The following is a 12,961-nucleotide window of genomic DNA, read 5'->3' as shown; positions in this document are numbered from 1 at the left end:
CTCTTCCCATAAAATTATTGGGGGAGGATATTTTATTACATGCTATTTAGGGTAATGAGGTTATTGATGGATTGCCGGTAGGTCTCGCCCAGCGGCAATTCGTTCTCGGCCATTAAAACAGCTGTTTTTTTAATAGCTGTAATTTGCTTTGAATTAATGATGAACGATTTGTGGATCCGCAAAAAATAGGAGGGCCATTGCTCTTCTATCGCCTTAAAACTGAGCCTCACCACGGCAGGTTTAGTATCGCTGGTGAAATAGATCTTGGCGTAATCCTTTAAGCCTTCTATGTATAATATGTCATCAAATACAACTTTCAGCAAGGTGTAGCCCACATTCAAAAAAGTAAATTTTGAAGATTGGTTTTGTAATGATCTTAGTTCGAACAGCTCGTTGGCCTTGTTACAGGCTTTCATGAACCGGTCTAATGGAACCGGCTTCATCAGGTAATCGATAATGTCAAGCTCGAAACTCTCCAAAGCATATTGCTTGTACGCCGATACGATAATGATCATCGGCCTTTTAGTGAGTGTACCAATAAACTGCAAACCCGAGATCCCCGGCATCTGGATGTCCATAAAGATCAGGTCCACATCAAATTCGCGCAAAGCGCTGGTAGCTTCTATCGCGTCACCGCATGTGGCAACCAAATTTAAAAAAGGTATTTTACTTATATTATCGGCTAATAGGGCGAGGGCGAGTGGCTCATCATCAACTGCTATGCAATTCATCAGGGTCGAGGTCTAAAAATAAATTAACTGTAAAACACGTCTCCTTTTTCTGGATACTTAGCTTGTGGCGCTCGCCATAGAGCAGCTGTAAACGACGGGTGACGTTGACTATTCCTATACCTGACGATGAATCTTTTTGTTTATTGTCGGTATCGTTAAAATTATTTACCACGCTGAAATTTAACTTTTGGTTATCAGCCTTTAGCGTTACAATAATGGTGGGGTTCTCTATTACACCTATTCCATGTTTAAACGCATTTTCCACAAAAGGGATGAGCAACATAGGTTCTATCTGCTTCTGGCTGTCTTGAATATCAAAGGTAGTCTGCACGTTCACCCGGCTACCAAACCGGTGTTTCTGCAGGTCGATGTACGATTGCAGGTACTCCGTTTCTACGGCTAAGCTCACCTTATCGTCGTCGGTATTATAAAGCATGTACTGCATCAGGCCAGATAATTTCATAACCGTAGGTTCCAACTCTTCGCTTTTAAGCCTTACCATGGCGGCAATGTTGTTCAGTATATTGAAGATAAAATGCGGGCTAATTTGTGAGCGTAAAAACGACAGCTCCGATTTTAAATTCTCCTTATCCGTTTCGCTGCTTCGCAGCTCTTCTTTAATTCTGTCGGCTATCATGATGTACATGGTACTGGCTGCCATGGTGAGTAAAAAGGCGGGCAGCTTTATATAGGCGGTTAACCAGGCGCTAAAATTCACGGGGATGTTTAGCAGCACAAATAAGCGGGAATCGAAAAAGATGCAGAGCGCGTACATCGCCAGGGCCGAGAGAGAAAAATAGATATACTTTCTTCTGTTAAATAAATAAGGTACCAGTAAATAGATGTTGATATAGAACAGCGCGATCCAATAAAAGTAGCTGATGAACCTTAACCTGAACCAGTAATTTTTGCTGTCGAAAAAGAGGTCGTGCCATGATCTGTTCTCGCTGGTATCTAAAATAAACGGGAAGGCCAGCATAGCCAGCCATACCATTACATGGATTATTATTTTAAAATACTTGTTTGACAAATCTAAGCGTATTAACGCCGCGTCATCTCTCATAACCTTCTAACGATCACTTAATTTTTTCTAAAGCATCATTATACCCCTCAATGGTAACAGCGCAAAGTGCCCTGTCCCCAATTAGGAATTAGTTATAAGCCCGGCAGATTAGGCCAAACTTAACTTAAATACATGATGGTGTTATAACTGGTTTATTATTCAGGACTAATATATCAAAAATATTACACTCATCAATAGTGGCGTTTTGGATGCCTTTTTTGATGTCTCAAACAATTAGGTGTTTGTCTTATCAAACCGCTGGTTTGTCGCTTTTGTGGTTTTGGATGGACTATTTAACTATTATTTGTAAAAGATTATAAAACCAGGGGCACCGTATTCACAAAGGCAAAGAACGTTTAATAACCTAATGCACGTTTAAACATCCTTCAATACTTCAGCCCGCTTCTATTACAGTAACATTTACCATGATCAATAAGGATTAATTATCCGCAGGTCATACAATCATATTAATGGACTTGGGCAATTTTTAACATGAGAGCCCGGGATTTAGTTGATCAATATCACGTGAGATATGATGTTGACGTGCGTTTCGGGGTGAGATCCGGAACGCACTTTTTTGCCAATGATTTTGCTTGATAAGCCTTTTACACGCAACAAATAAACCAAATATATAAAACAACCAAATCTCAAATTTTATGCTTAGAAGTTTACTCCTTAAAGGAAGAACGCTATGTGTGCTGCTATGCTGCATGGTATCTTCGCTGGTAGTTTCGGCTCAAACAAAGCACACAGGTAAGGTTACAGGCAGCGATGACAAGCTCCCTGTAGTTGGCGCCTCTGTGTACGTTAAAGGCACTACCACCGGTACGCAAACCGATGTTAACGGGCTCTTTACCTTAAACGTAAACCCTGGTGCTGTTTTAGTGATCTCCTACATCGGCTATAGCACGCAGGAGGTCACCGTAGGCTCCACCGATCCTATCAACGTTGTTTTGCAGGCCGGCAAAAACTCATTGAACGAAGTGGTAGTAACCGGTTACGCATCGCAACGCAAGAAAGACCTTGTGGGCGCAGTAGCGGTGGTAGATGTTGCCTCCCTCACCAGGCAGCCAACCGCATCTGTAGAAAACCAGTTACAAGGGCAGGCAGCGGGTGTTACGGTAGTTAACTCGGGTGCGCCGGGCCAAACACCACAAGTTAAAATACGCGGTGCCAACACGTTTGGTAATAACCAGCCGCTTTACGTGGTTGATGGTGTACCTACAACCAACATTAACGATATAAACCCTAACGACGTTGCCAATTTGCAGGTGTTAAAAGATGCGGGTTCTGCATCCATATACGGTGCACGTGCGGCAAACGGGGTTATTATCATCACCACCAAAAAAGGATCGGGCAAGGTAAATATCAGCTACGATGCTTACTATGGTACCCAGATCCCTAAAGGCGGCAATGTATACAACTTGCTGGATCCTACAGAGATGATGGCCTTGCGCAGATTGGCTATAAACAACACCGCAACTTTAAACACATCTACGCCTACAACGCCAAATTACAGCAGTAACCTTTACGGTGCTAATGGCGATGTATTGCCGGTTTACATTAGCGCTGGCGGCGCTGGCCCTGCCGGCATCAATGCAGGCGACCCGGCGGTAGACCCATCTAAATACAATGTTAACCCACTTTATACTACCGGCGATGCATCGGGTTTTTACCGTATCACCAAAGCCAACCAGGCAGGTACCGACTGGTATCACGAGATCTTTAAAAACGCTCCTATCCAAAGCCATAACATCGCTTTAAGCGGTAGCACAGATCAGGCTACCTACCTGTTCTCTATGAACTATTTTAACCAGCAGGGTAGCTTAATAAACACTTACAATAAACGCTACACCATCAGGGCAAATACAAGCTACAATGTAAGCAAGCATTTTAGGGTAGGCGAGAACATGGCGTTTTCGTTAACAGATAACCCACAGGCTAATCAAAATGACGAGGGCAGCGCGATAGGTATGTCGTTCCGCGAACAGCGTATTATTCCTGTGTATGACATTATGGGTAACTACGCTGGTTCAAATACAGCCAACCTGGGTAACGCCACAAACCCTGTGGCCAACCAGCAGCGTACCGCCAATAACTACGGTATTGGTAACCGGTTATTTGGTAACGTTTATGCCGAAGCAGATTTTACCAAACACATTACTTTGCGTAGCCAGTTTGGTGGTGAGTATTACTCGGGCAATAACCACAGTTTTACTTTCCCTACGTATGAGAACTCGGAGAATAACATCCTGAACACTTACTTCGAGAATTCCTACAGCGGTTATAACTACACCTGGACCAACACCGCGCGTTACCACCAGGTTTTCGGCAAGCACGATATCGCATTTTTAGCCGGTACCGAAATGTACCGCAACCAATACCAGGCATTGGGCGGCAGCAACAGCGGCTACTACACTTTCGACCCTAATTACGTAAACCTGTCAACCGGGACCGGTACGCCAACCGCTACCAGCAGCCTATCGGTAGATAAACTGTTCTCGCTTATTGGCAGGTTAGATTATACTTTCAACAACCGTTTCCTGTTAAACGCTACTATCCGTAGAGACGGTTCTTCCAGGTTCTTGAACAACACTTACGGCTGGTTCCCGGCAGCAAGTGTGGGCTACCGTTTATCCGAAGAAAGCTTTATGAAAGGTGTTAGTTGGATAAACGATTTAAAGATCCGCGGCGGTTACGGTATCATGGGTAACCAGATCAACGTAAACCCTGCAAACGCTTTCACAACTTTCGGTCAAATTAGAACCAATTCGTACTACGATGTTACAGGTTCGGGCAAAGCTACAGTACCTGGTGTCTCTCAAACTAATTACGGTAACCCTGATGCTAAATGGGAAAAAGACGGTAACTTAAACGTTGGTTTTGATGCGACCCTGTTCAATTCAAAATTAGAACTCTCTGCAGATTACTACGTTAAAGATATCACCGACCTGTTATTTAACCCGAATTTGCCGGGTACCGCAGGTACTGCCACCCAGCCTTATGCAAACGTGGCATCGATGAGGAACTCTGGTTTTGATATCGCATTAACAACGCACCAAAACTTGTCGAGCGAGTTGAAGATGAACGCTACCTTAACGTTCACCTCTTACAACAACAAAGTAAAATCTATTTCGGTAGGCCAAAACGAAATTCCGCTTCAATCGGGCCGTTTTAGCGGTTCATACATCAACCGTATTGCCGTTGGCGAGCCTATCAGCTCATTCTATGGTTATAAAACCAATGGTTTCTGGAATACCCAGGCAGAGATAGATGCGGCTAATGCCTCGGCACCAAGCGGCAATTACCAGGATGGTATTGGACTTGGCCGTTTTAAATATGCCGATATTAACGGTGACGGACAAATCACCGCTGCCGACCGCACAAACCTTGGCAGCCCTAACCCGGATTTTACAACCGGCTTAAATCTTGATTTTTCTTATAAAAAATTCGACTTAAGTATGTTCTGGTATGCATCTGTTGGTGCCAAGATCTGGAATGACGTAAAATGGTGGACAGATTTCTACTCCAACTTTGCAGGTGCCAAAAGCAAAACAGCCTTGTACGATTCATGGACACCAACCAATACCAATGCAACCGCACCAATACAGGAAGTTAACGGTTTCACCAGCAGCAGTACTGCGCCAAATTCTTATTACGTAGAGAGCGGTTCGTTCCTGCGTTTGCGCAACGTGCAGTTGGGTTACACGTTTGACCCAACCGGCTTGAAGAAAGTTGGTATGAGCAAATTGAGGGTGTATGTATCAGGTGTAAACCTGCTTACCGTAACCGGCTATTCTGGTGTTGATCCGGAGATCACCGGTTCTGGTGATAACGGCGCGCAGCAATCAAGCGTAAACTTTGGTATCGACCGTGGTAGCTATGCACCGGTTCGTACTATATTATTAGGTGTACAAGTTAAATTTTAATTAAACAGCGTATGAAAAATATAAAACTTTTATCAGTTTGCCTGTTGGCAACTGGTGTTTTACTGGGTTCATGTAAGAAATTTTTAGAACAGCCTGCTTTGGGCAGGTTAGATGTAGATAAAGTATATACCGCTGCCGGTGTTGATGGCCTGTTGATTGGTGCCTACTCGGCGCTCGACGGCAGCTCGGCAGATAATAACGCATTAGGCGGCGGATCAGCCTGGGAAGCTGCGGGTAGTAACTGGGTTTTTGGAAGTGTGGCCGGTGGCGATGCGCATAAAGGCAGCGATGGTACCGATCAAACGGCCATTAACCAGATTGCCGCCTGGACACTTGATGCAAGTAACGGTTTCTTAAACTCGAAATGGAAAGCCGTTTATGAAGGCGTTACAAGGTGTAATAATGTTATTAAAGGCGCAAATGCAGTTGCAACAATATCTGATGCCGACAAAAAGAACATTATAGCGCAGGCAAGGTTCCTGCGTGGCCACTACTATTTCGAATTGAAAAAAATGTGGAACATGGTGCCTTACGTTGACGAAACCACAACTGATTTTGTGGTAGCTAACGATGTGGATATCTGGCCTAAAATAGAAGATGATTTCAAGTTCGCTTATGAAAACCTGCCTGCAACGCAAACGCAAAAGGGCCGCGTTAACAAATGGGCGGCGGGTGCTTATTTAGCTAAAACTTATCTTTACGAAAAAAAGTATACCGACGCCGATGGCATCTTTACAACCGTTATCACTTCAGGTACAAACTCTGAAGGTTCAGCATACGGCCTTACCGATAACTATGAGGATAACTTTGGCGCGTCAACAAAAAACAATAAGGAAACTGTTTTTGCTATTCAACAGGCTGCTAATGATGGTAGCAACCAGATAGCCGAAGCAAACAACGGCGATATGCTAAACTTTCCTTACAACAGCCCTTTCCGTTGCTGCGGATTTTTCCAGCCGTCAATGGACCTGGCCAACTCTTTCAGGACTGATGCAGCGGGTCTGCCTTATGTTAACGATTACAATACCCATCCATTAAAAACAGATCAGGGCCTTGGTGGTGTATCATCAGGCAACTCATTTACGCCCGATGCAGGCAACGTTGACCCGCGTTTGGATTGGACAGTGGGCCGCCGCGGTATCCCGTTCTTAGATTGGGGTAACCACCCGGGTAAGGATTGGGTTCGCGAGCAGATCTACGCCGGTCCGTATTCTCCTAAAAAGAACACCTATTACCAATCAACAAAAGATACCTATTCAGATCAGCATAGCTGGGCGCCGGGTTCTGCTAACCAGATCAACGTTATTCGCTTTGCGGATGTGTTGCTGTTAGCTGCCGAGGCAAAAGTGCAATTGGGTAACTTAGATGGCGCGCAAACCCTGGTGAACCGGGTAAGAGCAAGGGCCGCAAATCCTGCCAGCTTTGTATATACCTACGCGAATGCAGCTAACCCAACCGGTGGGTTTACCACTACAAAAGCCGCAAACTATGTAGTTAGCCAATGGCCAACAGGTGCCTTTACCGCAATGGGTAAAGACCAGGCTTTAAAATCTGTTTATTTTGAGCGCAAGCTTGAATTAGGTATGGAAGGCCAGCGTTTCTTTGATATCTCTCGCTGGGGTATAGCACAGCAGGCCTTGGCTGCCTATTACGGCTTCGACGGGCAGTTTATTACCGATATTACCGGTGCCAGCTGGACTCCAAACAAAAACGAGTACTACCCGATACCACAATTCCAGATAGGCTTGGAAAGTAATGGTACCACATCAAAACTAAAACAAAACCCGGGTTACAATTAATAGTAATTTTACCCAATGCAAAGGAGGCGGCGAGAGCGGCCTCTTTTGCATTTATAATAAACAAGCAAGGCTTTCTATTTAACATGCAGCTTAAAAAAACTTCATTAATAGTATTGGCGCTGTTGGCTTTAACCACCGGCATTTGTGTTCTATCGGTAAGTTGCGGCAATAGCGAGAAAAAGATTGCTGAGACTGATGGGCAGGGGCTCTCAAAAAAGTACTGCGTAAGCTGCCATAAGTACCCCGAGCCCGCGCTGTTAGACCAGGATACCTGGGCAAAGCATGTACTGCCGGCAATGGCCCCGCATTTAGGTATAAAAGTGTACGCGGAAGATCAGTACGTAAACAATCCTTCCTCAAACTCCGGCTTAGGCTATGAGGACTGGCTAAAAATTGTGGAATACTACAAGTCGGCTGCCCCTAAAAAGCTGAAACCGGCAACCGTTCCCATTGCGCCGTTAAAAGATTGGGCAGGTTTTAAGCTTAACATGCCAAATGAAACCAAAGCAACGCCGGCCACCACCACCATGGTGGCGTTCGACACCATAAGCCACCAACTTTTCACCGGCGACAGGGCCACCAATAGGGTTTACATGTGGTCGGACAAGTTGAAATTGCGATCTGCCACCGGCCATAACTCACCTGCGGTAGACGTGCAATTCGGTAAGGACAAAAGGGGAGAAGAGTACGGCAGTTTTACCTTTATCGGCTCGATGGACGCCGTGGATGTAAGTAATGGTTCTGTAGTTGATATCCCATTAAAGAAATTCGGTTCAGCAGAAAATTTGATAGCCGATAAATTGCCCCGCCCGGTTCAATCCTTATCGGCAGATTTTGATAAGGATGGGTTGGAGGACCGCATCGTATGCGGGTTCGGGCATAACTTCGGTGGGTTATTCCTGTATAAACAAGTTTCCGGCAATCAATATAGAAAATCAACGATCAGTTCCATTCCCGGTGCCGAGCAAGCCGTTATTGGCGATTTTAATAAAGATGGCTGGCCGGATATAGCTTGTTTATTTGCACAGGCCGATGAAGGGATCTGGATGTTTTTGAACGATCACCAAGGAGGGTTTACAACAAAGAACCTGTTGCGGTTCCCGCCGGTGTACGGTTCAACCAGTTTTCAATTAATTGACTTTAATAACGATGGCAAGCTTGATATTTTATATACCTGCGGCGATAACGGCGATTTTTCTCGGGTATTAAAACCTTATCACGGCGTTTACATCTTTTTAAACCAGGGTGATCTTAAATTTAAGCAAACCTGGTTTTACCCCGTAAATGGCGCAACTAAGGCAATAGCCGCCGATTTTAATGGCGATGGTAAGCCTGATATAGCCTCGATTGCGTTTTTTTCGGACCTTAAAGATACCCCCGATGAAGGCTTTACTTATTTTGAGCAGGATGCAGGGATGCAATTTATACCGCATCGGTTACCCATAAATACTTTTGGGCGCTGGATCTGCACGGACGTTAAGGACATTAACTCCGATGGCCGACCGGATATAATATTAGGTAATTATGCTTTAGGTTTTATAAACGAAAACGGACTAAAACCCACCTGGAATATCCATACGCCATTTGTTGTACTTGAGAACGAAAAAGCTAAATTAGCAGCAAAAGAAAGTAAAAATTCAAAATAGATTACGCTAAATGGCAAAAATAGCTTTTAAAATGCAGCTAAAACCGGGTTGCAAAAGTGTTTATGAACAACGCCACGCCGAGATCTGGCCCGAGCTGAAAACTTTGCTAAAAGAAGCAGGTGTAAGCGACTACTCTATTTTTTTAGACGAAAGCACCAATATTTTATTCGCGGTGCAGGAGCAGTCATCAGGCCAGTCGTCGCAACATTTGGGTTCCCATCCCATTGTACAGCGCTGGTGGCAGTATATGGCCGATATTATGGAAACCAACCCGGATAATTCCCCCTTAAGCCAACCATTGGCGCAGGTGTTCTACATGCCCTGATGGTAAAGGCTTATCTCCGGCCAGTAAAAGCCCTGGTATTCATTTCCTTGCATCGTTTTTCCATTGTGCTTTTATCGCATAAGGTAATTATGGTACACACTTAAGTTTCCGAATGATTATTAAATCGTTAGGAATACACGGTGTTTTATAGAATTAAGGAAGCGTAAGTTTAATAATGTTATTGATTTGGTAATGTAAGCCAAAGTTGGGTTAACAGGGCAGAGGGTACTTTTGCCCAATTAACAAACACTCCAACTTATGTTACAAAACTTACGAAAAACGATAACTATCCTACTGTTTTTATCGGTTTGCCTGTGGCGAACGGAAACGGTAGCCCAAACCTCCCAGGCCGGTATAGTAGGTACCGTTACTGATGAAAAGAAAGAAACCATCCCCGGTGCTACCGTGGTGGTCCGTAACGAATCTACTGGTTTTACCACCAGCACCATAACCAACCCAAAAGGCGAATACACTTTTAAGCAATTGCCATTGGGTGGCCCCTACACGGTTAACGTTACATTTTTAGGATACGGCGCGCAAAAAAGAAGCGGTTATACGCTTAACCTGAGCGATATTTTACGCCTTGATGTAAAGATGCAGTTAGCAACCAACGCTTTAAACGTGGTGGAAATAAATGCCAGTAGTAGTATGCAGAATAACATCCCCAACCTGGGTGCATCTACATCGGTAAACTCGCGCAACATCAGCAAATTGCCGGTAAACGGAAGGAATTTCACCTCGTTGGTAGATCTTTCTCCACTTGCGCGGGGCAGCAGTATCTCCGGCCAACTGGCTACATCTACCAACTTTACTATTGATGGTATGACGGCCAAGAACGCCACTTTTGGCGGTACGGCAGGTACGGGCTCTCCATATTCTATCTCTATAGAAGCGGTGAGGGAGTTTAAAGTAGTAACCAACCAGTACGATGTTACTTATGGCCGGAGCGGTGGTGGTACCATCAACACGGCAACTAAATCGGGTACAAATACTTTAACGGGTAGTGCCTTCACCTTTTTAAGGGCTAATGAATTATCATCTCCTTATGATACGCGTGGCAATAAGCGTAACGTACCTTTCTCAACCTACCAATACGGTTTCTCATTAGGTGGCCCTGTCATTAAAGATAAGCTTCACTTTTTTGTGGCGTATGATCACCAGCGCGATGCAAGGCCATTGCAAATTGCAGATATACAAGGCCCAACCGATGAGCAGCGTTATAGCTTAACGCAAAGCACCCTGGATACTTATTTGGGTATAGCCCGCGGCAAGTATGGCGTAGCCAGCAGCCCGCAAACGGGTTCGTTCGATAAAAAAGAGAGTACAACTGCCGCTTACGGCCGTCTGGATTATCAATTGAACAGCAAAAACCTGTTAACACTAAGCAATAACTACATCTACGATCTTAATAATCAAAATATAGGTGATAACACCGCTATAAGTTTATACGAAGTTTACGGTACGAGCCGTAATAAGAGTAACAGTACGTTAGCAACCCTGCGGTCTACTTTGTCGCCACGTTTAACCAATGAGTTAAAGGCGCAATACCTAACCGCATCAATAGAAAGTATCTCCGGCAGCCAGTTACCTGCGGGTACAGCTACTATTCCGCGTGCCATTGTAGAGCGAGTGCAATCAACCGTTGGCGGTAAAAGCGTATTTACGTCAATCCAGTTGGGTGGACAGCGTTACGCGCCGGAGTATTTCTTCAGCAACGTTGCGCAGTTAACAGATAACCTGTATTACAACACCGATAAGATCAATTTTACCTTCGGTACCGATTTGATGTATACGCACATGAACTCCCGTTACGGCAGCGAGGTGAATGGCCGGTTCTACTTCACCGGGATAGATAATTTTAACAATCTTAACCCATACCGTTACGCAAGGGAAATCCCCTTAGTAAGCGACCCAAGCGTTCGGCAGAATTTTGTTAACGCCGGTTTGTACGCGCAAATGCAAACCAAACTGGCTCCGGGTTTAGATATGATGGCCGGTATCAGAGCCGATTATACCAATTACCTGGATAAGCCAAACTTTAACCAGGTAGTGTTTGACGATCTTGGCCTGAGAACAGATCATTCGCTTAACACTTTCCAGATTCAGCCAAGGGTACAATTTACCTGGGATATCGGCGAACGCCAGAAAGACATTATCCGTATAGGTGCCGGTATGTTTGGTTCGGATATATTGAACTACACCATGATCAACAACATGGTTTTCGACGGAACAAAACTGGCATCAGTTGATATTACACGGTCGGCAACAGGGCCAAACCTGGTGCCTTCTCCAAACTTCCCCCTTTACCGTAACGACCCTTCCAAAACCCCGGGTGCCGAACTGTTTAATGTGGCGGGCGTTTCGCGCTTATCAACCATCAACCTTAATCGCGAGGATGTGAAGATCCCGGTTTTGTATAAAGGTAACTTCTCGTACAACCGTTTTATAACCGAGCGCTTAAGATTAGGCATCAGCGCGTACGGAAGCCTTGCCCGCAATAACTACATGTACACGGATGCCAATATGGTAGATCAGCCGTACTTTAGGTTAACAAACGAAGGCAACCGCGGTGTGTATGTACCTTCTGCTACTATCAACCCAACAAACGGCGCTGCCGACTGGACCCTGGGCCGCAAAACCAACCGCGTTGGCCGTGTGCTGGCATTAAACAGCGATGGTAAGGTAAACCAATATGCGTTTGTATTTGATGGTACCTTCCGCTACTTTAAAGATGGCGAGATCTCCTTCAGTTACACCTATAACGATACAAAGGATAATACCTCATACAACGGTAACGTAGCCAATACCGCGACATTGGCTTTACCGGTGAGGGATGACCCGCGCGATCTGAGCAAAATGAGCGCTTCCGACAACCAGTTTAGAAACAAGGTGATTGTTTACGGTACGCTGCCAACTTTTTACGGTGTTACGGTAGGCTTAAGGTATTCGGGCATTGGCGGTACCAGGTACTCGCTTGTAGTATCGGGTAACGTAAACGGTGATTTTGTTGCCTCTAACGATCTGGCTTACATATTCGATCCTAATGACCCTGCCGTGCCTGCCGCCATCCGCACAGGTATACAAGCATTACTGGACAACCCTGAGGTAAGCTCGAGCCTGAAAGATTATGTACGCAAAAGCATTGGCAAAGTAGCCGAAAGAAACGGTGGCGTAAATGGATTTTATGGTCAGTTCGATCTTCGTATTGCCAAACGTATCAGAACCTTCACCAAAAAACAATACATCGAATTTTCTGGCGACCTGTTCAACGTAGTGAACTTGCTTAACAAAAAGAAAGGTGTAATAAAAACAATGGGTAACCAAAGTATTTACTCGCTGGCCAGCTTTAACGCGACTACCAACAACTACAACTATAATGTTAATCCAAGCACAGGTGTGGTAACCCCATCGGGCAACCCTTACCAGTTCCAGTTGGGCTTACGTTACGGTTTCTAAGCCTTTATATAA

At 44.9% G+C, this 12,961-nt stretch carries 7 protein-coding genes; 5 read left to right on the top strand and 2 right to left on the bottom strand.

What is annotated here, in order from left to right; translation table 11 throughout:
• Positions 1 to 35: 35 nt before the first annotated feature.
• Together ABIX36_RS00875 and ABIX36_RS00870 are read right to left on the bottom strand one after the other, a co-directional pair.
• Positions 36 to 731, bottom strand: a complete 696-nt coding sequence (locus ABIX36_RS00875; protein ID WP_348080279.1) for a LytTR family DNA-binding domain-containing protein — start codon at positions 729 to 731, stop codon at positions 36 to 38.
• Positions 712 to 1,725 (bottom strand): histidine kinase, encoded by a 1,014-nt coding sequence (locus ABIX36_RS00870; protein ID WP_348080278.1) that lies wholly within the window; start codon positions 1,723 to 1,725, stop codon positions 712 to 714. The genes ABIX36_RS00875 and ABIX36_RS00870 overlap by 20 nt, the downstream gene beginning before the upstream one ends.
• Before the next feature lie 725 nt (positions 1,726 to 2,450).
• On the opposite strand from ABIX36_RS00870, the gene ABIX36_RS00865 reads away from it, so the two are divergent.
• The 5 genes from ABIX36_RS00865 (at position 2,451) to ABIX36_RS00845 (ending at position 12,949) form a co-directional block, all read left to right on the top strand.
• Positions 2,451 to 5,723, top strand: a complete 3,273-nt coding sequence (locus ABIX36_RS00865) for a TonB-dependent receptor (protein ID WP_348080277.1) — start codon at positions 2,451 to 2,453, stop codon at positions 5,721 to 5,723.
• An 11-nt stretch (positions 5,724 to 5,734) separates the two neighbouring features.
• Complete coding sequence (locus ABIX36_RS00860; protein WP_348080276.1) at positions 5,735 to 7,522, top strand: RagB/SusD family nutrient uptake outer membrane protein; 1,788 nt, start codon at positions 5,735 to 5,737, stop codon at positions 7,520 to 7,522.
• An 83-nt stretch (positions 7,523 to 7,605) separates the two neighbouring features.
• A complete protein-coding gene (locus ABIX36_RS00855; protein WP_348080275.1) occupies positions 7,606 to 9,168 on the top strand; it encodes a VCBS repeat-containing protein in 1,563 nt (520 codons plus the stop codon).
• Positions 9,169 to 9,178: 10 nt separating this feature from the next.
• Complete coding sequence (gene rhaM / locus ABIX36_RS00850; RefSeq protein WP_348080274.1) at positions 9,179 to 9,493, top strand: L-rhamnose mutarotase; 315 nt, start codon at positions 9,179 to 9,181, stop codon at positions 9,491 to 9,493.
• A gap of 258 nt (positions 9,494 to 9,751) precedes the next feature.
• Positions 9,752 to 12,949 (top strand): carboxypeptidase regulatory-like domain-containing protein, encoded by a 3,198-nt coding sequence (locus tag ABIX36_RS00845; protein ID WP_348080273.1) that lies wholly within the window; start codon positions 9,752 to 9,754, stop codon positions 12,947 to 12,949.
• Positions 12,950 to 12,961 lie beyond the last annotated feature (12 nt).

Source organism: Mucilaginibacter sp. (assembly GCF_039925265.1).
GTDB lineage: Bacteria > Bacteroidota > Bacteroidia > Sphingobacteriales > Sphingobacteriaceae > Mucilaginibacter.
The sequence above is the reverse complement of the archived record's forward strand: the minus strand, read 5'-3'. Positions and strand labels throughout refer to the sequence as shown.

Excerpts from the sequence above, each read along its gene's own strand:
- ABIX36_RS00870 (WP_348080278.1), bottom strand. The coding sequence starts at position 1,725 with ATGGTATGGCTGGCTATGCTGGCCTTCCCGTTTATTTTAGATACCAGC.
- ABIX36_RS00845 (WP_348080273.1), top strand. The coding sequence starts at position 9,752 with ATGTTACAAAACTTACGAAAAACGATAACTATCCTACTGTTTTTATCG.
- rhaM (WP_348080274.1), top strand. The coding sequence starts at position 9,179 with ATGGCAAAAATAGCTTTTAAAATGCAGCTAAAACCGGGTTGCAAAAGT.
- ABIX36_RS00875 (WP_348080279.1), bottom strand. The coding sequence starts at position 731 with ATGAATTGCATAGCAGTTGATGATGAGCCACTCGCCCTCGCCCTATTA.
- ABIX36_RS00865 (WP_348080277.1), top strand. The coding sequence starts at position 2,451 with ATGCTTAGAAGTTTACTCCTTAAAGGAAGAACGCTATGTGTGCTGCTA.
- ABIX36_RS00860 (WP_348080276.1), top strand. The coding sequence starts at position 5,735 with ATGAAAAATATAAAACTTTTATCAGTTTGCCTGTTGGCAACTGGTGTT.
- ABIX36_RS00855 (WP_348080275.1), top strand. The coding sequence starts at position 7,606 with ATGCAGCTTAAAAAAACTTCATTAATAGTATTGGCGCTGTTGGCTTTA.